The organism is Vibrio sp. 1249-1, assembly GCF_033340495.1.
Map to the genome: position 1 here is coordinate 1 of NZ_JAWOWJ010000511.1, position 714 is coordinate 714.

Annotated in this window: 1 protein-coding gene and 1 pseudogene; one reads left to right on the plus strand and one right to left on the minus strand. The window is 42.0% G+C overall.

The window, feature by feature from the left end:
* Positions 1-175 (minus strand): annotated as a pseudogene (locus R7Z50_RS27300) (UDP-N-acetylenolpyruvoylglucosamine reductase); the annotation flags it as partial.
* Positions 176-275: 100 nt separating this feature from the next.
* Between R7Z50_RS27300 and R7Z50_RS27305 the strand changes: the two are divergent.
* A complete protein-coding gene (locus R7Z50_RS27305; protein WP_169600796.1) occupies positions 276-704 on the plus strand; it encodes a GNAT family N-acetyltransferase in 429 nt (142 codons plus the stop codon).
* The last annotated feature ends 10 nt before the right edge of the window (positions 705-714 follow it).

Consider the following 714-nt stretch of genomic DNA (forward strand, 5'->3'; position numbering starts at 1 on the left):
TAAATAGAACATTGCTGCCTTTACCCAAAAACAACTCCGGCAGACTTTGAAAAGCAGGATTTTGATAGAGGCTGATTACATCATCTATCGAGTCAACAATGGCTAAGTAGGAGCAAGTCTGCTCGATACCAAAAGTGTGAAAAGCCTTGAGGCTTGCGTGTTCTTTAATTTGCATAGTGATTTGCAACGCCAGATAAGATTCTCTTAAACTGGGCACATTCTACCCCAGTTAACTTTTAACCGCAGTGACAATACCTAACTCATTAATCATAGAAGTGTTAAATCCGATCAAACTCCCTTTGATCAAAAAGCTCTATAAAGCCCATTACCCCTCCGGGCGAGCCAAAAAAGATGAACTCATCATCACAGCCAGTAGTGAAGGTGTGATCGTCGCACTACTAAGATTAAAAACCGTAGAGCAATATCGCTTATTAACAGGCATGCTCGTCATCCCAGAAGTTAGAGGCACGAGCGTTGGCCGCACTCTGCTAGAGCATTGCGAGAACAAAGTTTTCGAAGATGGTGATTATTGCTTCGCTTTTAGCTACTTAGAAAAATATTATGCTCAACATGGTTTCGAAACCATTGACAGTCATGAGCTGCCGAACTCCTTAAAGATGGCCTTTCAACGTTATGTTGATAGCGGCAAAGATCTCATTCCAATGCAATTTATCCCTTCAAAGGTTTCAAAGCGTGCGCTTTAGTAGCCAGGGA